This is a genomic window from Parabacteroides sp. AD58, from assembly GCF_023744375.2.
Lineage (GTDB): Bacteria > Bacteroidota > Bacteroidia > Bacteroidales > Tannerellaceae > Parabacteroides > Parabacteroides absconsus.
On sequence record NZ_CP146284.1, the window covers coordinates 755,717 to 775,034 of the forward strand.

The window sequence follows — 19,318 nt, forward strand, 5'->3', positions numbered from 1 at the left end:
GTCAGTTTTTGTTGAGGTTTTGCTATTAAACTAAAAAAGGATGTGATCTCAAAGATCACATCCTCTCTCTAAATATTCTGGATCTGTGTTCTTATCAGATTAACCACCAAAGTTATCAAAATGTAACATTTCCATCGGAACACCCAGACTGTCAAGCATATTTTCTACAGCCTTTGACATTGGACCAGGACCACACATATAGTATTCAATATCTTCAGGAGCTTCATGATCTTTCAGATAAGTATTGTAGATTACCTGATGAACGAAGCCCGGAGTATACTTAACACCAGCTGCATCAGCTGCAGGATCCGGACGGTCAAGAGCCAAATGGAATGAGAAGTTCGGGAATTCTTTTTCCAAATCCAAGAAATCCTGCAAGTAGAATACTTCATTCAAGGCACGAGCGCCATAGAAATATGACATCTTACGATCGGTTGTCTTCAAAGTCTTCATCATGTGCATAATCTGAGCACGCAACGGAGCCATACCGGCACCACCACCAATCCACATCATTTCACGTTTAGAATTGAAGATCGGATGGAAATCTCCATAAGGGCCACTCATGGTAACTTTATCACCCGGCTTCAGCGTAAAGATGTAAGATGAAGCTATACCCGGCATTACATCCTGGAAACCTACCTGTGGTTTCGGTTTGAACGGAGGTGTAGCGATACGGACAGTCAACATGATACGGTCACCTTCTGCCGGATAGTTGGCCATAGAATAAGCACGGATTGTCGGTTCGTCATTTTTACATTTCAGACTAAACAAGCCGAACTTCTGCCAAGCTGGCAAATATTCCTCTCCAATTAAGCTCTTATCAATATCTTTGTCATAATCCATTGAATATGCCGGAATCTTAATCTGAGCATAAGAACCAGGAATAAAGTCCATGTGCTCGCCTTTCGGCAACTGAACAATAAATTCTTTGATGAAGGTTGCTACGTTCTTATTAGAAATAACTTCGCATTCCCATTCTTTAACGCCCAAGACTTCTTCAGGTACTTTTACCTGCATGTCTTCCTTCACCTTGCACTGGCAAGCCAAACGCCAGTGTTCTTTCTGCTGTTTGCGAGAGAAAAAGCCTTTTTCAGTCGGCAGAATTTCACCACCACCTTCAAGTACTTGTGCACGGCACTGGCCACATTTACCACCACCACCACAGGCTGAAGACAGAAAGACACCGCCACTCTGCAAAGCTCCTAACAGAGTTCCTCCAATAGGCGTTTTGATTTCTTTTTCTCCATTTACCTTCAGCGTTACATTTCCTGAAGGAACCAATTTTGCTTTAGCGTACAACAATGCACCTACCAGTATCATTGTAACAATAAGGAATACAACTGCACTGGCAATGATTGTAAGTCCGCCCGACATTAATAAAATCATATCTTAATTTATCTTTAATGCGTTAATACTTAAATCTTCAAACCTGAGAAGCACATAAATGCCATACCCATTAAACCAGTAATGATAAAGGTAATACCTAAACCTTTCAATGGTTTTGGAACATCTGAATAAGCCAGTTTTTCACGAATGGCAGCCATACCCACAATAGCAAGCATCCAACCAATACCTGAACCTAAACCATAGATTGTTGCAACACCCACATTTGGGAATGCCTTTTGCTGCATGAACAAAGAACCTCCTAAGATTGCACAGTTTACAGCAATCAACGGCAAAAAGATACCCAGTGAAGAGTATAAGGCCGGAGCAAATTTCTCTACAACCATTTCTACCAACTGAGTAAAAGATGCAATAATCGCGATGAAGAGGATGAATGCCAAGAAGCTCAAATTTACATCAGCAAACTCAGGGCCCAACCAAGACAACGCACCTTCCTTCAGTACATAATTCTCAAGCATATAATTGATCGGCAGCGTACATACCAAAACGAATGTAACTGCGATACCCAATCCCATGGCAGTCTTTACGTTCTTTGAAACAGCCAAGAATGAACACATACCCAAATAGTATGCGAAAATCATGTTGTCAACAAAGATCGAGCGGACAAACGTACTTAATAATTCTTCCATTCTTTTCTTAATTTATAATGGTTATCATTAGTTTTCCTGAAGTTCCTTGTTACGTGAACGATGAACCCAAATTATCACTGCTATAACAATCAATGCCATCGGAGGCAAGATCATCAATCCGTTATTGACATAACCGAAATCATAGAATGCCTGCGGAATAACCTGGAATCCGAAAAGTGTACCAGAACCCAGCAATTCACGGAAGAAACCTACAATTACCAGAATAATGGCATATCCCAAACCATTACCAATACCGTCTAAGAATGATTCCCATGGGCCATTACCCAATGCAAAAGCTTCCAAACGTCCCATCAGGATACAGTTGGTAATGATCAGACCAACGAATACAGACAACTGCTTGTTTACATCGTAAGCAAAAGCTTTCAATACTTCACTGGCTATTGTTACCAAAGCTGCAACAACAACCAATTGGACAATAATACGAATCCGGTTCGGGATTGTATTTCTCAACAATGAAATGATTACGTTGGAAAACGCTACTACAGCTGTAACAGAAATACCCATTACCAAAGCAGGCTCTAACTTTGAAGTTACACCTAAAGCAGAACAAATACCCAACATCTGAATGATGACCGGGTTGTTTACGCTTAACGGGCCAACTAAAACTTCTTTATTCTTTTTAGATAATAATCCCATTTTCTTCTTACTCTTTTGAAGTTAAAAATTTCTCATAACCTGTCAGACTATCGAAAAGCATTTTGCTTACGCCTTGGCTGGTAATTGTACCACCGGAAATTCCATCAACGTAATCTTGTCCTTCGGCAGTCTTTCCATGTTTAACGACAGCAATTGATTTGAATGTACCATCTTTAAATATCTGTTTTCCGGCAAACTGACTGCTAAACGCAGGTTTAGTAATTTCAGCTCCCAAACCCGGAGTTTCACCTTGGTGACTGAAGTCTGCACCATAAACAGTATTCTTGTCGTCATTTACTGAAAGGTATCCCCACAGAGGTCCCCACAATCCTGTACCATGCAGAGCCATGATATATTTGGTCTGGCCATCAACATTGGCAACAAATACCGGATAAGCATCTGCAACTTCTCCTTCAAAAGCATCACCTTCTACCTTTTGGCCATTAGCATCCACCAAGAATGCTTCTTTGATCAATTCATTGTATTTTGCTTCTGCTTCGTTAGCAGGTACTGTTACATTAATTGAACGCAAGATCTGCTGGCGCTTGTCATTATCTTCATTTTTCTTCTGATAAGAACGCAAAGACTGAGAAGTGAACGCCAAAACGACAGCTACCAGGATAACCATAACAGCTGCATAAATAATTGTATATACATTACTGTCTCTGTCTAAACCTTTCTTTGCTTCCTTGATTTCTTCAAACTGAGAAGCCGGAGCCTGACAAACAGGACATGTAGCTGGAGCCTTATCTCCTTCGTGGACATAGCCACACACTTTACATTTGAATTTCTTTGTAGCCATATTCCTATATTATTTATTCAATTTAACACGGTTAATACGACGGTTAATGTTTGCTTCAACTACATAGTAGTCGATCAGCGGAGCGAATACGTTCATCAACAGGATTGCCAACATCATACCTTCTGGATAACCGGGGTTCAATACACGAATGATAATTGCCATCGCACCAACCAGCAAACCATAAATATATTTACCTGTTTCGGTACGTGCAGAAGTAACAGGGTCTGTTGCCATGAATACTGCACCAAAAGCAAATCCTCCTAAGAACAAGTGGTCAACAGGAGATACTGTCATTGCCACAGTTGTTCCAATCATATTGAAGATAGCTGTCATAGCTGCACCACCAATGAACACAGAGAACATTGTTTTCCAGCTGGCAATACCAGTTACCAATAAAATAACAGCACCAATCAAAATAGCAATTACAGAAGTTTCACCTATTGATCCCGGAATCAAACCTACGAAATAATCCCAAGTTGAGATTTGATTGCCCAATACGTCTACTACATGGAAATTACCGATCATTTCTTTTCCGGCGATAGCGATCTGTCCCAGAGGTGTTGCACCTGAGAAGCCATCCACTACCTGACCTGCACCAAGTCCGAATGTATCAGAAGTACGGACAAAGACCTGATCACCTGACATAGCTGCCGGATAAGCAAAGAACAAGAATGCACGGGTTACCAATGCAACATTAAATATGTTGTAGCCAGTACCACCGAATACTTCTTTTGCAAAAATCACAGCAAAAGCCGTAGCAACAGCAATCATCCACAGCGGAGTATCAACCGGAACAATCATCGGGATCAGAATACCTGATACCAGGAATCCTTCCTGAATTTCTTCCTTTTTCCACTGGGCTACCATAAATTCTATACCCAGACCTACTACATAAGAAACAATGATCTTAGGCAGAACTGCCAGAAAACCAAAAATAAATGTCATCCAAAAACCCGGATCTGAACCTACAGCCAGGTTATGCTGATAACCTACATTATACATACCAAAAAGCAAAGCAGGCAACAAAGCAATGATCACAACGGTCATTGTACGCTTTGAATCGATGCTGTCGTGGATATGCACGCCTGTCTTGGACGTCGTATTCGGAACGAACAAAAATGTTTCGAATCCTTCAAATACAGAACGGAACATCGCCAGCTTTCCGCCTTCCTCAAAGTTAGGCTTAATCTTGTCGAGATAATTCCTTAACGCTTTCAATGTTTTATGATTTTAATGTTATTAATTCATTTCTTTATACAGCAAGTTCAAGCCGTTTCTAACGATCTGCTGTAATTCAATCTTTGATGTGTCAACGAACTCGCACAAAGCAAAATCTTCCGGAGCTACTTCATAAATACCCAGATTCTCCATCTTGTCGATATCGAATGTAATGATAGCCTTCAGCAAATATTCCGGCATGATGTCCATCGGGAATACTTTATCGTATTCGTTTGACATGATCATAGCACGTTTTCCACCTTTGATACGTGCATCCAACACATATTCTTTATTCTTTCCTCCTGTCAGCCAAGTGAAATATGAATGGCTTGTACTGTATTTACCAAAGCCAGGAGTTCCCCAACCTAAGAATTCATGTACTTCATCTCCTTCCGGGATAACGGTAACCTGACAATCGTATGCGCCTAAATAGCTATCCATAGCCACTTTAGTTCCTGTCAGTACATTTCCACTAATCAGACGAAGATGTTCACCTGTCTTAACTTTACCGCCTAAAATGCTTTCAATTGTACAACCAGCGATTACCTTAACATAACCTTGCTGAGTTGTTTCTGAACCTGTAACAGCAACCAGGCGTGTAAAATCTGCAACTCCCTTATTGAAAAGACGTCCCATCAAGATAACGTCTGTTGCATTAACGGTCCAAACCACTTCTCCCTTATTAACCGGTTTGATATGGTTGATCTGTACACCCACATTCCCTGCAGGATGCGGTCCTTCAAATTCAACTGTTTCAACACCTGTTACTTTAACGGAAGAACCTTTCTTCACGCCTACATAAACTTTACCGTTCGTCAGTTTTGCCAAAGCAGTAAGACCTGCCTGTAAATCTGCCTCCTGGCCTTTTACCAGGAAATCAAAGTTAGGAGCTAATGGAGCAGAATTGAACGCTGTAACGAAGATATCACGTGGAGAATCACTCGGAGAGGCAACGATATCATATGGACGTTGTTTGATAAACGGCCACATACCTCCATTCAAAAGTGTTTCCTTCACCTCTTCTGCTTTCAGAGATGCCACATTCTTCTTGCCGAAATCCTCGTACTCAATCTGAGCGTCTGGTGTTACTACAATGCTTAACACTTTACGCTTCTCACCACGGTTTACGGCAGCAACTTCACCACTCACTGGTGAAACGAACTTGATTTCGGGGCGGTTCTTGTCAACCATTAATGCAGAACCAGCTTTGACTTTATCACCCGGGCGCACTACAACCTTCGGAAGGATGCCAGTATAATAATCTGGAACGATTGCATAAGATGCACTCTTTCCAGCATTTAGCATTGTTTCCGGAGCTTTGCCCTTCAGATTAATGTCTAAACCCTTTTTAATCGTAATCACATTTGCCATGATATAACTAAAATTGTTTAATGTAATTTTCTGCAAAAGTAACTATTTTTTCAAGTTTTTCAGTAGTTATTTATGATTTATTACTGAAAAAATTCTGTAATAAAAATAGATTTCTCATGATGAATGATTTATTTCACCGTTCTCTACTTCGCATGAGTCGAAGAACATCTCCTGACGTGCTTTTTCTTTCGAGAAAGTAAAATAAGTGCAGGTCGCTTCTGTGCATAATTCTTTTGCCGAATTATACAGTGCGGCCTTGACATAGACAATATTGCGTTTTTGTTCTACAATAGAAGCTCTGATTTCAACGAATTCATCGTTGGTCGAAATGGATTTGCGGTATCTTGTTTCCATCTTGGATGTAACGCCGGTTGTCTGCAGCTTACGAAAAATAGTCCACCCGCATATTTCATCCAGCAAAACAGCCTGAATGCCTCCATGAAGTGTATTCAGCCAGCCTTGATATTCAGGTCCTGGTTTCCAGTAGCTGACGATTTCATCACCGTCTTCATAAAATTCCATTTTTACTCCTACCGGATTGTCTGGAGAACATCCGAAACAATTATAACCATTCAAGCCTTTCCATGGATTGATTATTTTCTTCATAAACACTCGTTTTTGGCTTCATCTGAATTTTAGTGTAAAAATAATAACTTTTTTGATGCTACTAACTATGCCAGCGCATTTTTAACGCAAAATGAGAATAAAAAATCAACGACATTTGGTTTTGGCAAGGCATATATTTAAAACTCACGAGAATCAGAAATGAAACTCGTGAGTTTTAAGACCGATTCCAACGAGAAACGGAATCGTCAATGATAGCTTATGATCTGTCGATCAATCACCATTAAAACTTCTTGAATATATATTTTTTTCCTTCACTCGATAATATCAGTTGCTTATGAGTGACTTTTTCCACACAGAAATTCCGAGTTGCTTCTTGCCAATCTGTATAGGGCAAGAATTCACCTACCGGATGTGGATCTGATAATAACTGCAATTTCAGCTGATCGCCTTCGTAAAAGTTATAGCCATACGAATAACGGTAACGGTCGGAACTCCGGTCGTAAATCTGATATTGGAACAAGGTTGTCTGGAAATTATACCAAACTGTATCTACAGCAGATATCTCACCGCCGCATTCTATCTGATTCAGCTGCCACTTTCCTTCCAAATCAGTCGACATCGTATCACAGGCACTTAGCGCTATTAAAACACTTGCCGCTATTATCAATCTTTTCTTCATATAAATTATATAACTCCTTTTGTACTAGGCAAATTATAATGATAGATATCTCTCCGAACTGCCATCTTGATAGATCGGGCCAATGCTTTGAAAATCCCTTCTATCTTATGATGTTCGTTTGTTCCTTCTGCCTTGATGTTCAAATTCATACGTGCTGCATCACTCAAACTCTTAAAGAAATGCAGGAACATTTCGGTTGGCATATCTCCTATTTTTTCCCGATGAAATTCAGCATCCCACACCAGCCACGGACGGCCGCCGAAATCCAAAGCGACACTACATAAACAATCATCCATCGGCAATGTATAACCATAACGCTCAATACCCCGCTTGTCTCCAAGCGCTTTTGATAAAGCCTCTCCCAATGCGATGGCAGTATCTTCAATGGTATGATGTTCATCTACGTTTAAGTCGCCTTTCACCTGGATTGTCAGATCCATCCCGGAATGCTTTCCTATCTGATCAAGCATATGATCGAAAAAGCCTAAACCCGTTGAAACCGATGTTTTTCCCTTTCCATCGAGGTTCAAAGATACAAAAATATCCGTTTCTTTTGTTACCCGCTTGACTTCAGCACATCTTTCCCCCGCGAAAAGGAACTCGGCAATCCGGTCCCAATCACTTGTAATCAGCACGGGTTGAATATCTTGATGTGCAGCTAGAATATCTTCGGTGGAATCGTCATTTTCGTGCAGCCAGATACCTTTTGCTCCCAAATTACGGGCTAATTCCATATCTGTCAGCCGGTCACCGATCACAAAACTATTTGCCAGATCATATTCGCCCGACAAATATTTTCCCAGCATACCAGTCCGCGGTTTCCGGTTAGGAGAATTATCTTCCGGAAAGGAACGATCAATCAGAATATCATCAAAAATCACGCCTTCACCGGCCAGTGTTTTCAGCATCAAATTATGTACCGGCCAAAATGTGTCTTCCGGGAAAGATGAAGTTCCCAATCCGTCCTGGTTGGTTACCATTACAAACTCAAAATCCAGCTGTTTCCGGATGAAGAACAAATTCCGCATCACTTTGGGATAAAATTCCAGCTTTTCGAAACTATCCAGCTGGTAATCGATAGGTGGTTCGATTACTAATGTTCCGTCCCGATCGATAAAAAGAGCTCTTTTCTTCATATCACATGGTTTTTAGGGCATTCAACAAAGCTGTATTTTCCTCTTCCGTACCAACCGTTATACGAAGGCAACCCGCACACAGCACAACTTTATTCCGATTCCGGACAATAATTCCTTGATCAACCAATTTCTGATAAACGGTATCGGCATCGCCTACATCTACCAGGATAAAGTTTGCATCTGTCGGATAAATTTTTCTGACGCACGGTATTGCCGTTAACTCTTGCTGCAAACGTGTCCGCTCAGAAAGAATCAAAGTCAGCTGTGACTTCATGGTTTCCTGATTGTTCAGGATTTCCAGAGCTTTCTCCTGCGTCAGCTGATTGACATTATACGGATATTTGATTTTATTCAATACCGAAATAATTTCGGGAGAAGCAAAGGCCATTCCTAAACGGATTCCAGCAGCTCCCCACGCCTTTGATAAAGTCTGAAACACAACCAGATTGGGGTACTTACTTAAATCTTTAGTATAAGAAGGTAAAGATGAGAAATCTATATAGGCTTCATCAACGACAACAATGCCTTTGAAGGTATCAAGTATCTGATAAATATCTTTTCGATTCAGACTGTTTCCTGTCGGATTATTGGGAGAGCACAGGTAAATCGCTTTCACCGTATCATCAATCTGCGAGAGAAAAGCAGGCATGTCAATCTGAAAATCGGATGTTAATTTTACTTTTCTACAAGTCACATTGTTGATTTCCGCCGCAACCTGATACATACCGTAAGTCGGATCAACCGTCAGCATGCACTCTTTTCCCGGTTCACAAAATGCACGTAAGATCAAATCAATCGGCTCATCACTTCCGTTTCCCAACAAGATACATTCTTTGGGTACTCCTTTTATTTCTGCCACTTTTTCCTTCAACCGCCATTGCATCGGATCCGGATACCGGTTATACGGAGCATTATACGGATTTTCATTGGCATCCAAAAAGACAGATGCTGTTCCATGAAATTCATCGCGCGCAGATGAATAAGGTTGCATTGCCCGGATATTCGGACGAACCCAGGCATTTACGTCGAATGTTTTATTTGTACTCATAAGGCATTCAATCTAACGGTTACTGCATTACGGTGAGCTTCCAGTTCTTCATTAGCTGCCATTGTACGGATCGTATCTCCTAACTGGCGGATTCCGTCGGCACTGATTTCCTGGAATGTCATCTTCTTGATAAAACTATCCAGATTAACACCACTATAGGCATGGGCATATCCATTGGTCGGCAGTGTGTGATTCGTACCCGATGCATAATCGCCTGCGCTTTCCGGCGTATAAGGTCCCATGAATACACTTCCGGCATTCCGGATCTTTTCAGCGATTTCACCGTAATTCTTTGTCTGGATAATCAAATGTTCAGGAGCATAATAGTTGGTGAAGTCGATCACTTCCTGCGTATTCTTCAGCACAATGATACGGCTGTGAGCCAAAGCCTTCTCGGTGATTTCCAGACGAGGCAGGCGTTTCAGCTGTTCTTCGATCGCTCTTACTACAGGTTCTACAATCGCTTCGGAAGTTGTAACCAGTATGGCCTGACTGTCAATGCCGTGTTCTGCCTGCGACAGAAAATCGGCTGCTATAAAGTCAGGATTTGCGAATTCATCGGCAATCACTTCTACTTCTGAAGGTCCGGCCGGCATATCTATCGCGACATCCTTCAGACTCACCCATTGCTTGGCTGCCGTCACATATTGATTACCGGGACCAAATATCTTATAAACCTTCGGTATAGATTCCGTTCCATATGCCATGGCAGCAATGGCCTGACTACCTCCGACTTTACAAATCTTGTTTACGCCGGCGACTTTCGCAGCAAACAGAATGGCCGGATGTATCTTTCCTGTTTTAGCAGGCGGTGTACACAAGACGATTTCCTTACAGCCTGCAATCTGAGCCGGAACTGCCAGCATCAGCACGGTTGAGAACAATGGAGCCGTTCCGCCAGGAATATATAAACCAACCTTTTCGATTGGAACGGCTTTCTGCCAGCAGACAACTCCCGGAGCTGTCTGAATCTTTTTCCCTTCAAAACGCTGGGAAGCGTGGAAGGTTTCGATATTCTTTTTCGCCGTCCGGATAGCTTTTTTCAAGTCATCAGAAACCAGGCTTTCCGCTTCGGCTATTTCTTCTTCTGATACCAAGAGGTCGGTCAAATCGACTTTATCGAATTGCTTTTCATATTTACGGATAGCTGCATCACTATTTAGGCGGACATCATCCAGCACCTGACGAACAGTGTCGAACAACGTACTGACATCCATCGTCGCACGTTTGGAAATGTTTTTCCAGTCGGTGTATTCAGGGTATTTAATTATTTCCATATCTATACCTATTATAATATCATTTTTTCTATCGGCAATACCAAAATACCTTCTGCTCCCAACGATTTCAGTTTTCCGATGATTTCCCAGAAATGCTTCTCGGCTATTACTGATTGAACTGAAACCCACTCACCATTTGCCAACGGTGTGACGGTCGGGCTTTTCATACCGGGCAAAACCTCGATGATTTCGTCTAATTTATCTTTCGGAGCATTCAGAAGTACATACTTTTTCCCTTCAGCCATTTGGATAGCTTCAAAACGGAATAAAAGTTCATCAAGAATTTCCCGCTTTTCAGCACTCAAACCTTTTGTCCCGATCAACAAGGCTTCGCTAGGCATGACAACTTCTACTTCCTTCAGCTGGTTGCTGACTAATGTACTGCCGGAACTGACAATGTCGAAGATAGCATCTGCCAATCCGATACCCGGAGCTATTTCTACCGAACCGGTAATCACGTGAGTATTGGCCTGAATGCCTTTCTCCTGCAAATAAGTCTTCAGGATTCCCGGATAGGAAGTCGCGATTGTCTTTCCGTTAAACCATTCAACACCATTATATTCTTCGTCCTTTGGGATAGCCAAAGAAAGACGGCACTTACTGAATCCCAAGCGTTTGATCAGATTGGCTTCCGAACCTTTTTCTACATATTCGTTTTCACCGACAATACCGACATCGGCTGTTCCGTTAGCAACAGATTGTGGAATATCATCATCCCGGAGGAAAAGAACTTCTACCGGAAAATCCTTAGCAGAAAGAAGCAAGGTTCTTTTGGCCTTGTTCAGTTTGATACCGGCTTCTTCCAGAAGCATCATTGTCTCATCATACAAGCGTCCTTTCGACTGTACTGCAATTCGTAACATACGTTTGATATTTTATTTATAGTTGTTATTGTCATCTGTTGTATAAAAGAAAAAGGCTTACCGAAATCCGGTAAGCCTTCGCTTTTATCTTCTCAAGTATTTACATACCATCAGAACTCACCGAACTGTTGCCCGTTGTCGCTATAATGGTGATGATGATGTAAACTACCTGCAATCATTTTCAATTCATTTGTTATTACGCCTGCAAAGTTACAATAAATATTGAATCTGCAAATATTTCTTACAATTTTATTCTATAAATCGAGTAATAATAGCGTTTCACTGTTTCTTCGGTTATCTGGAAAGAGCCTTTTAGACTCATTCAGGCCCATAAAAGAAACATGCAGATTTATTTCTTCGTATATTCCCGATAAAACTCGGCCACCGATTCGATTCCTTTGAAGAAATAATCAAGGCGGCAGCTCTCGTTGGGCGAATGAATGGCATTCTGCTCCAGACCGAATCCCATCAGAACAGTCTTGACACCCAGAACCTGTTCGAAGGTAGAAATAATTGGAATACTTCCGCCCCGACGTACAGCCAAAGGTTTCTTCCCGAAAGCAATGCTTACAGCCTTCTCAGCTGCCCGGTAAGCCGGCATATCAATCGGACAAACATATCCTTCACCTCCATGCTTCGGCATAACTTTCACTTTTACATAGTCGGGTGCTACCTTATTTATATAGTCCTCGAACAGTTTTGAAATCTTCTCATGCTGCTGATGCGGCACCAGACGGCAGGAAACCTTGGCATAGGCTTTCGACGGAAGAACTGTCTTACTTCCTTCTTCGATATAACCGCCCCAGATTCCGCAGACATCGAACGAAGGCCGGCAGCTGTTCCGTTCCAGCGTCGAATATCCCTTTTCACCGAAGAGGGCATTTACACCAATTGCCTGTTTGTACTTGGTTTTATCGAACGGTACTTGAGCAATCATATCCCGTTCTTTCTGCGATAATTCTTCTACATCATCATAAAAGCCCGGAATGGTAATACGACCGTCCGCACCGGTGATATCCGCAATCATCTTACATAAGACATTGATCGGATTGGCTACCGCACCACCGAAATGACCGGAATGCAAATCACGGTTCGGCCCCGTTACTTCCAGTTCCCAATAGGCTAAACCTCTCAGACCGGTCGTCAACGAAGGTACTTCCGCACTTACCATGCTGGTATCCGAAACCAGGATGATATCCGATTTCAGGAGTTCCTTATGTTCCTGGCAGAAAGCTTCCAGACTGGGTGAACCGATTTCTTCCTCTCCTTCGAAGATAAACTTGACATTACAGTTCAGCAGACCTTCCTGTAAGGCTGTTTCGAATCCTTTCACCTGCATCATGCTCTGCCCTTTGTCGTCGTCAGCGCCTCTTGCCCAAATACGGCCATCGTGGATTTCCGGTTCAAACGGATTGCTTTTCCATAAATCGAGGGGTTCGGCGGGCATTACATCGTAATGGGCATAAACCAATACCGTTGGAGCTGCCGGAGAAACCATCTTTTCAGCATAGACAATCGGATTTCCTGTCGTCGGCATTACGACCGCTTTATCCGCTCCCGACGACAGCAAGACTTCTGTCCACCGCCGGGCACAGGCTTCCATATCTGCCTTGTGTTCCTGTTTCACACTGATTGACGGAATCCGGATTAAGGAAAATAATTCATCCAAGAACCGATCCTTATTGTTTTCTATATATGATTGAACCGACATCGTATTAAAATGAAGATAAGTTTCTGATCTGTTCTACTCCCTTTTCGAAATCAGAGATGATTTCTTTCATGACATCCGCCACGGATACTTCTTCCCGGAAAAGAGATGCTATCTGTCCTATTTCAAGCTCTCCTTCTTCCAGATTTCCTTCAAAGATACCTTTCTTGGCGCGGCCTTTGCCCAGCAATTCCCGTAATTCTTCCACATTAGCCCCACGGGATTCAGCTTCTTCTACGGCAGTTGTAAATGCGCCTTTCACCAATCGCGTCGGAGAAACCTTTTTCAACAGGAGTTTGGTATCACCTTCATTCAGCGACAGACACAATTGCTTGAAGGCTTCGTGGGCAGAGCTTTCGGTTGTCAGGGCAAACCGTGTTCCGATCTGCACTCCTTCCGCACCCAAAGCAAAGGCAGCCAACATCCCTGCTCCTGTTCCGATACCACCGGCAGCCATCAAAGGCAGATTTGTTTTCCGCCGTACATGCGGAATCAGGCACATGGTTGTCGTTTCTTCCCTTCCGTTATGACCACCGGCCTCAAAGCCTTCAGCTACTACGGCATCTACTCCAGCCTCTTCGCACTTACCGGCGAATTTAGAACTGCTGACCACATGAACGACTGTCATTCCATGTTCCTTCAGGAACTTTGTCCAAGTCTTTGGGTTTCCGGCCGAAGTAAAGACAATCTTCACGCCTTCGTCTACAAGCATCTGCATGATCTTCTCGATTTCCGGATACATCAGCGGCACATTCACCCCAAAAGGCTTATCTGTAGCTGCCTGGCATTTCCGGATATGTTCCTGCAAAACCTCCGGATGCATCGAGCCGGCGCCCAATAAACCCAATCCACCGGCATTACTAACGGCAGAAGCCAGTCGCCAACCACTACACCAGACCATTCCTCCCTGAACAACAGGATATTTTATCTTAAACAAATTACAAATTCTATTTTCCATATCTATTCTTATATATATTGTTTATACCTTAATATTGATCCGCTTCAAAACATGCCTATGGCATTTACCAGCATATTGACGGCAAATGTCAACGCTATGGACGCATATAATATCTTAATATTGATTTTCTTGAACAGCTGATAATAAACCGTGATCAGCATAATAACAGTCAAAGCAATCAATGCCCCGATCCTCAAATCAATCGGAACGACAGGCAACGGACTCCAAGGTGTCGGAATGAAAAGCAATACCAGACCTATCAGTACGGCAGTAGCCAGGAAACTCGCAAACAACCGGGTACACCACATCCGGTATTCGGTAATATAAATCGCATACTGGGCTAAAAATATCGTAATGAACGGATAAACCGGCAACAGATAGCTGGCCCTTTTTACCGGCATCAAAGCGTAGGCAATCAGCAGCACAATCATGGAAATCAGACTGAATAATTTAACGCCCGTACAATCAATCTTTTTCTTTTCCATTTTCACCCCGAATAAGGAGAAAAAGAAAAAGACAATCCAAGGCAGGAAGCCCAATGCCAATAAGGGAATGATATAAAAGAAATTATGGGTATGAGACTGCAACCCCCAGAAATAACTGAATTCATCTTTCATTACATCCAGCAGCAGATCCATACCACCCTGCTTCCAGATGCTGACATACCAGAGCGCTGGCAGAAACAAGGATGAAATGGCAACGTAAAACATGGCTTTCAGCGAGAAAAAAACAGCATGTTTACGTGTCACCAATAAATAAATGGTAAAAGTCACTACCGGAAGAATCATTCCCATCAGCCCTTTGGTCAAAATGGCACCGCTTAACAACGCCGATATCTCTACCGGAATACCTTTCAACTCGTAATTCTCTTCCCAACGGTACAGCTGCGTTAATGCGACAAAGATAAAAGTGGCAAACAACAGATCACCGGAACTGGCGGCCGAGAGATTCTGCATACCGGCGCAGGTAATCAGGAATAAGGTTGAGATAAAAGCTTCATGGAATTTGACCCGTCGCCCAAAGAAGATCAAGGTGCAAGTCATCATGACGATAAAAGCCAGGGCTCCCGGTAATTGCAAGGTGAATTTCGACACATATCCTTGCCAGCTCGAGAAAAGAACGATCAGCCAATGCAGCATCGGATGATCATAACTGATTTCACCGGTAGGCATTTTCGGAAGTACCCATTCACCAGATTCCAGCATCGCTTTGGCAACCGCCGCATCCGATGAATTGGCCATACTGCCTAATTCGCTTAATCCTAACCAAGGTAATACAGAAATCAAACAGATAAAAATGATCATCGTGATCGGTTTCTGCAAGTACAAATATTGTAAAGTTGGTGTACGCATAAATTTCTCCTAATTTATAATAGCACAAAGAAACGGTTTTTTACGGACATAATCGGCCTTTTAGCGAACTTTTACATGCCCAACGATGCTTTTATTGCCTGACGGATAACGCCGGCATCTGCCTTGTTTTCGCGCAAGATGGAAAGAACAAAGTCTAAATAATGCTCCTTTGTACTGATTCCGCAGAGTTGGCAAACCCGGCTTTGCGGCAACATGCCTTTCTGATTATATACCCGTAAAATGCTATTGTAATCGGCTGTCTGGATATATTGCTGAAACGCGCTTTTAATATGATTATATATTTCATCGACCCGGATGCGTTCATGGATCTCTTCCACCTGATCATTCAACTGCTCAAAAGAGTGGATTTTGCAGTTCAACGCCATCTCCAGTTTCTTTTTTACCTGATGTTTGGCATGCAGAATCACCTGGTCTTCCAGATCTTTATTAAACAGCTGGATCACATTCTCTTTTACCTGGCTGAATATTTCATCCGGATTCTTCATCAGCCTGCCGGCAACCGATTTGATCACGTCTTCGAGCATAAGCAAATTCTCTACTTCAGCCACATTGGGAACGAAGATATGCTGTTCGTTCAGATAACGTATTTCCCCTTCCGTCCGGCGGTCCCGGTCAACGATACCCATACTTTCCAGCATGTGAAAGTCTTTTAACTGACTGAAGGCCTTGGTCGTTTCAATTACTTTCTGACATCCGCCCATCGGCTTCACCATATAATCGGGGAAAACCAGCGAATACAACCGGTTGTCGATGCTGTTATTGTCGGTCCCTTCGATAAAAAGAATCGGTTTACGGCTGCCCAGCACTTCCATGTAAAGCTCTTCCGGCAGACTTTTGTTATTTTCGATCAGCTCATAGTCCCAAATCTGATGATCTGCATCATACGAACGGATCCATAATCGCTTACAAGAACGCCTTGCTAAGGCAAAATCAATATCATGTGTCAGATAGACAAATGTACAGTCGGGCCTCAGTTCTTCAATCTTATCCCATAAAACATTCTTGATCGAATCGTGCAACAATGTTTCCGGCTCTTCAATTACCAGCATAGACTGCTCAGGCGCATACAGTCCGGCCGCTATCAGGTAAAAGACCAGCTTCTCACTGTCACTCATCCGCCCGGCAGTATATGAATGAGAAGTACGTTCAGCCGAGGTCAGTTCGATAAAACCGGACTTCCGGATCAGCCGGTTATGCGGAAACATCTGTTCCCAAATCTCCTGAATAACGTCGATCTTCGTCCTCGGCGGCTCCAGTCCGGCATTCAGCTTGCAAGCCTCCTTATAATTTACGGCCGCTTCAAACTCTTCGCGTTGCAGACGGAGAATCATTTTCTCGTATTCTGTTACCCGCGGGAGCAGCAACCGTTCCTTAATTAAGGTTTGCAGCTGCATCCATTCATCCGACGAAGTATGTTCGTCCGGCTGCCCGGTGATAAACAAAGCATGCAACCCGGAAATCTTCAGTGCACGCCCGGCATATCGCGTCAGCAAATCCCGGCCAAAAGAAGACTTTCCTGCCCCATTCGTACCAATAATGACTAATGAATTAGTCGAAATAACCGGTTTTTCGTTATGTATATTGAGAGGTAATTGAATTTCCATATTCCGTAACCATTGATCACTTTACAAAGTTATAATTTTCCTCCGCATGAAAAGAATATTCGTACGCAAAAATCGCAGGACACAAAACTTCTTTTACCTTATTCTATTTATACGTTTCAGCCGACTTAAAACAGCAAATCCGACCGGGAATTCTTTAGTTCACGGCGTGAACTACTTAATCCACGGCGTGAACTAAGTAATTCCCGACGTGAACTAAGTAATCCACGCCGTGGATTAAAGAATTTCTCCTCTCTTTTATATTTTTATCCGGTAAAAAACAAATGATATTTCCTGCAAGCAACAAGAAATGTTGAATTGTACCCAAGCGGACAAGATATGAGCGCTTTTGACAAACATAGTTTCAAACAATTTATTCAGTTTTGCAGTTAAATAATCGGGACAAAGTCAGGAGGAAACAGACCAGGCAAAATAAAATCTTTTTTTGCGGTCGATTTTACTATTAAAAAGTAATTGGAGTTTCAAAAAAATACTAACTTTGGACCATACAAGTAACGAATTTGTAATGTACATAAATTATATAAAAGGAACATGGATACAAAAATTCAAGAATTAACCGAAAAAATCTACCAGGAAGGCGTAGAGAAAGGTAACGAGGAAGCTGCTCGTATTATCGCGGAAGCCGAAGCTCGTAAAAAAGTTCTGATAGAAGAAGCTGAAGCGAAAGCAAAAGAAATTGTAGCCAGTGCTGAAAAACAAGCTAACGAGCTGAAGAAAAACACGGAAGCAGAGTTGAAGCTGTTTGCATCCCAATCTGTTGAAGCTTTGAAAAGTGAAGTAACGAACCTGATCACAGGTAAAGTCGTAAGTGAAAACGTAAAGGCTGTAGCGGCAGATCCTGCATTCATGCAGAAAGTTATTCTCGAATTAGTCAAAAGCTGGCCCAGCCAGGAAAATCTGGTGATCCAGTCGGCTGATGCAGAAGCTTTAAAGAAATATTTTCTATCCAATGCCAAAGACTTATTGAATAAAGGCGTAACTATCGAGCAGGTTAGCGGCAAGAAAACCTCTTTTTCAATTATGCCGGCCGATGGTTCTTATAAAGTATCGTTTGGCGAAGACGAGTTTGTTGAATTTTTCAAAGAGTTCTTACGCCCACAGCTGGTTGAAGCTCTTTTCTAACAAATCAGTGCAATGAGTAAATATTATTGCTTAATAGCAGGTCTCCCTGACATTACGCTCGACGATAGCAGGCTCACCTACTCGGTTGCTGATTTCAGGAATGAATTAAGCGATATACTGACGCGTAAAGATAAAAAGCTGATTGATCTGTTCTTCCTGAAATTTGACAACAAGAACCTGATCAGTCAGTTGAAGAATCCGGATCAGGAGATGGATCCGCGAGGGAGCATTACATACGATGAATCTCACGCCTTGTATCAAGCCCTGAAAGAAGAAGAAGCGATTCCGAAAAACAATCGTATTCCTCCGTATTTCACCGACTTCTTCCGTATGTATTTAGAGAGTGAAGCAAAAGGCGACGCAGCCACCATTTCGTGGGAAGACCGCCTTGCTGCTTTATATTATGCTTATGCCATGAAATGCGGGAATCAGTTCGTCTCAGACTGGTTTGAGTTGAACCTTAACATTAATAATATGTTAACCGCCATCACCTGCCGTAAACACGGATTAGACAAATCCCAATATATCGTAGGAAACAACAACGTGGCTGAAGCATTGCGCACATCGAATGCCCGGGACTTTGGCTTGGGCGACGATATTGAATATCTGCCGGCCCTGCAGCACATAGCAGAAGAATCTGATCTGATGCTCCGGGAAAAGAAGATAGATACGCTGAAATGGAACTGGCTGGAAGAACAGACCTTCTTCAAGACGTTCGATATCGAAAGTGTCTTCGCCTACATGCTTAAACTGGAAATGATTGAACGCTGGGTTGGTCTTGATAAAGAAACCGGCGAAAAGACATTCCGCGAAATTGTAGGAGCAATGAAAAAAGGCAGCGAGAATGCCTTGGAAGAATTTAAAAGAAATAACGAAAAATAATT

Annotated in this window: 18 protein-coding genes; 2 read left to right on the top strand and 16 right to left on the bottom strand. The window is 42.5% G+C overall.

What is annotated here, in order from left to right; genetic code table 11:
• Positions 1-99 precede the first annotated feature (99 nt).
• The 16 genes from nqrF to NEE14_RS03260 all read right to left on the bottom strand — a co-directional run bounded on the left by nqrF (position 100) and on the right by NEE14_RS03260 (position 17,294).
• Positions 100-1,386 (bottom strand): NADH:ubiquinone reductase (Na(+)-transporting) subunit F, encoded by a 1,287-nt coding sequence (gene nqrF, locus NEE14_RS03185; protein WP_422394672.1) that lies wholly within the window; start codon positions 1,384-1,386, stop codon positions 100-102.
• Between the two features lie 29 nt (positions 1,387-1,415).
• Positions 1,416-2,033, bottom strand: coding sequence for an NADH:ubiquinone reductase (Na(+)-transporting) subunit E (nqrE, locus tag NEE14_RS03190; protein ID WP_251966396.1), 618 nt, complete (start codon positions 2,031-2,033; stop codon positions 1,416-1,418).
• 27 nt (positions 2,034-2,060) lie between these two features.
• Positions 2,061-2,690: an NADH:ubiquinone reductase (Na(+)-transporting) subunit D gene (locus tag NEE14_RS03195; protein WP_251966397.1), complete on the bottom strand. Its 630-nt coding sequence runs from the start codon at positions 2,688-2,690 to the stop codon at positions 2,061-2,063.
• 7 nt (positions 2,691-2,697) lie between these two features.
• On the bottom strand, positions 2,698-3,492 hold the full coding sequence (gene nqrC / locus NEE14_RS03200; RefSeq protein WP_251966398.1) for an NADH:ubiquinone reductase (Na(+)-transporting) subunit C: 795 nt from the start codon (positions 3,490-3,492) through the stop codon (positions 2,698-2,700).
• Between the two features lie 9 nt (positions 3,493-3,501).
• Complete coding sequence (locus tag NEE14_RS03205; protein WP_251966399.1) at positions 3,502-4,710, bottom strand: NADH:ubiquinone reductase (Na(+)-transporting) subunit B; 1,209 nt, start codon at positions 4,708-4,710, stop codon at positions 3,502-3,504.
• 21 nt (positions 4,711-4,731) lie between these two features.
• Positions 4,732-6,081 carry a Na(+)-translocating NADH-quinone reductase subunit A gene (locus NEE14_RS03210; RefSeq protein ID WP_251966400.1) on the bottom strand — a complete coding sequence of 450 codons (1,350 nt, stop codon included), beginning with the start codon at positions 6,079-6,081 and terminating at the stop codon, positions 4,732-4,734.
• 114 nt (positions 6,082-6,195) lie between these two features.
• Entirely contained in the window at positions 6,196-6,687 is a 492-nt protein-coding gene (locus NEE14_RS03215) for a PaaI family thioesterase (RefSeq protein ID WP_251966401.1), read from the bottom strand.
• A 241-nt stretch (positions 6,688-6,928) separates the two neighbouring features.
• A complete protein-coding gene (locus tag NEE14_RS03220; RefSeq protein ID WP_251966402.1) occupies positions 6,929-7,327 on the bottom strand; it encodes a lipocalin-like domain-containing protein in 399 nt (132 codons plus the stop codon).
• Between the two features lie 5 nt (positions 7,328-7,332).
• Positions 7,333-8,463, bottom strand: a complete 1,131-nt coding sequence (gene hisB, locus NEE14_RS03225) for a bifunctional histidinol-phosphatase/imidazoleglycerol-phosphate dehydratase HisB (protein ID WP_251966403.1) — start codon at positions 8,461-8,463, stop codon at positions 7,333-7,335.
• Between the two features lies 1 nt (position 8,464).
• Positions 8,465-9,511: a histidinol-phosphate transaminase gene (gene hisC, locus NEE14_RS03230; RefSeq protein ID WP_251966404.1), complete on the bottom strand. Its 1,047-nt coding sequence runs from the start codon at positions 9,509-9,511 to the stop codon at positions 8,465-8,467.
• A complete protein-coding gene (gene hisD, locus NEE14_RS03235) occupies positions 9,508-10,788 on the bottom strand; it encodes a histidinol dehydrogenase (protein ID WP_251966405.1) in 1,281 nt (426 codons plus the stop codon). The genes hisC and hisD overlap by 4 nt, the downstream gene beginning before the upstream one ends.
• Positions 10,789-10,799: 11 nt before the next feature.
• Positions 10,800-11,651 (bottom strand): ATP phosphoribosyltransferase, encoded by an 852-nt coding sequence (gene hisG / locus NEE14_RS03240; protein WP_251966406.1) that lies wholly within the window; start codon positions 11,649-11,651, stop codon positions 10,800-10,802.
• Positions 11,652-12,000: 349 nt separating this feature from the next.
• Complete coding sequence (locus NEE14_RS03245; protein ID WP_251966407.1) at positions 12,001-13,362, bottom strand: dipeptidase; 1,362 nt, start codon at positions 13,360-13,362, stop codon at positions 12,001-12,003.
• Between the two features lie 4 nt (positions 13,363-13,366).
• Positions 13,367-14,317, bottom strand: coding sequence for an NAD(P)H-dependent flavin oxidoreductase (locus tag NEE14_RS03250; RefSeq protein WP_251966408.1), 951 nt, complete (start codon positions 14,315-14,317; stop codon positions 13,367-13,369).
• A gap of 44 nt (positions 14,318-14,361) precedes the next feature.
• Positions 14,362-15,669, bottom strand: coding sequence for an ArnT family glycosyltransferase (locus tag NEE14_RS03255; RefSeq protein ID WP_251966409.1), 1,308 nt, complete (start codon positions 15,667-15,669; stop codon positions 14,362-14,364).
• 71 nt (positions 15,670-15,740) lie between these two features.
• The gene (locus NEE14_RS03260; protein ID WP_251966410.1) at positions 15,741-17,294 is read right to left on the bottom strand and encodes a DUF4435 domain-containing protein; all 1,554 of its coding nucleotides are present in this window, start codon (positions 17,292-17,294) and stop codon (positions 15,741-15,743) included.
• 549 nt (positions 17,295-17,843) lie between these two features.
• Between NEE14_RS03260 and NEE14_RS03265 the strand changes: the two genes are divergently transcribed.
• Together NEE14_RS03265 and NEE14_RS03270 are read left to right on the top strand one after the other, a co-directional pair.
• Entirely contained in the window at positions 17,844-18,434 is a 591-nt protein-coding gene (locus tag NEE14_RS03265) for a hypothetical protein (RefSeq protein ID WP_251966411.1), read from the top strand.
• Positions 18,435-18,446: 12 nt separating this feature from the next.
• Positions 18,447-19,316 carry a DUF2764 domain-containing protein gene (locus NEE14_RS03270; protein ID WP_251966412.1) on the top strand — a complete coding sequence of 290 codons (870 nt, stop codon included), beginning with the start codon at positions 18,447-18,449 and terminating at the stop codon, positions 19,314-19,316.
• Positions 19,317-19,318 lie beyond the last annotated feature (2 nt).

Coding starts and splice junctions, on each gene's coding strand:
- NEE14_RS03210 (WP_251966400.1), bottom strand. CDS start 6,081: ATGGCAAATGTGATTACGATTAAAAAGGGTTTAGACATTAATCTGAAG.
- nqrF (WP_422394672.1), bottom strand. CDS start 1,386: ATGATTTTATTAATGTCGGGCGGACTTACAATCATTGCCAGTGCAGTT.
- NEE14_RS03270 (WP_251966412.1), top strand. CDS start 18,447: ATGAGTAAATATTATTGCTTAATAGCAGGTCTCCCTGACATTACGCTC.
- NEE14_RS03265 (WP_251966411.1), top strand. CDS start 17,844: ATGGATACAAAAATTCAAGAATTAACCGAAAAAATCTACCAGGAAGGC.
- NEE14_RS03195 (WP_251966397.1), bottom strand. CDS start 2,690: ATGGGATTATTATCTAAAAAGAATAAAGAAGTTTTAGTTGGCCCGTTA.
- hisB (WP_251966403.1), bottom strand. CDS start 8,463: ATGAAGAAAAGAGCTCTTTTTATCGATCGGGACGGAACATTAGTAATC.
- NEE14_RS03245 (WP_251966407.1), bottom strand. CDS start 13,362: ATGTCGGTTCAATCATATATAGAAAACAATAAGGATCGGTTCTTGGAT.
- NEE14_RS03250 (WP_251966408.1), bottom strand. CDS start 14,317: ATGGAAAATAGAATTTGTAATTTGTTTAAGATAAAATATCCTGTTGTT.
- NEE14_RS03255 (WP_251966409.1), bottom strand. CDS start 15,669: ATGCGTACACCAACTTTACAATATTTGTACTTGCAGAAACCGATCACG.
- NEE14_RS03215 (WP_251966401.1), bottom strand. CDS start 6,687: ATGAAGAAAATAATCAATCCATGGAAAGGCTTGAATGGTTATAATTGT.
- NEE14_RS03220 (WP_251966402.1), bottom strand. CDS start 7,327: ATGAAGAAAAGATTGATAATAGCGGCAAGTGTTTTAATAGCGCTAAGT.
- nqrE (WP_251966396.1), bottom strand. CDS start 2,033: ATGGAAGAATTATTAAGTACGTTTGTCCGCTCGATCTTTGTTGACAAC.
- nqrC (WP_251966398.1), bottom strand. CDS start 3,492: ATGGCTACAAAGAAATTCAAATGTAAAGTGTGTGGCTATGTCCACGAA.
- hisG (WP_251966406.1), bottom strand. CDS start 11,651: ATGTTACGAATTGCAGTACAGTCGAAAGGACGCTTGTATGATGAGACA.
- hisD (WP_251966405.1), bottom strand. CDS start 10,788: ATGGAAATAATTAAATACCCTGAATACACCGACTGGAAAAACATTTCC.
- NEE14_RS03260 (WP_251966410.1), bottom strand. CDS start 17,294: ATGGAAATTCAATTACCTCTCAATATACATAACGAAAAACCGGTTATT.
- hisC (WP_251966404.1), bottom strand. CDS start 9,511: ATGAGTACAAATAAAACATTCGACGTAAATGCCTGGGTTCGTCCGAAT.